Source organism: Mameliella sp. CS4 (assembly GCF_019392335.1).
GTDB lineage: Bacteria > Pseudomonadota > Alphaproteobacteria > Rhodobacterales > Rhodobacteraceae > Antarctobacter.
The window spans coordinates 1-247 of the sequence record NZ_JAHXRQ010000249.1 but is presented as its reverse complement, the minus strand read 5'-3'; the positions used below and the strand labels follow the sequence as shown (position 1 = coordinate 247).

General features: G+C 51.8%; 1 protein-coding gene. It reads right to left on the bottom strand.

The window, feature by feature from the left end:
• Positions 1-247: S1 RNA-binding domain-containing protein (locus KZZ07_RS27275; RefSeq protein ID WP_219520158.1), on the bottom strand; the 247-nt coding region annotated here is incomplete at both ends.

The window sequence follows — 247 nt, the reverse complement described above, 5'->3', positions numbered from 1 at the left end:
ACCAGGCCGTCGATGCCGCCGTCCAGACCAATGAAGATACCGAAATCGGTGATCGACTTGATGGTGCCGGAGATTTTATCGCCCTTGTTGAACTGGCCAGAGAAATCTTCCCATGGGTTAGATTTGCACTGCTTGATGCCCAGGGAGATACGACGACGCTCTTCGTCGATGTCCAGAACCATAACTTCCACTTCGTCGCCGACTTGTACGACTTTCGAAGGGTGGATGTTTTTGTTGGTCCAGTCCA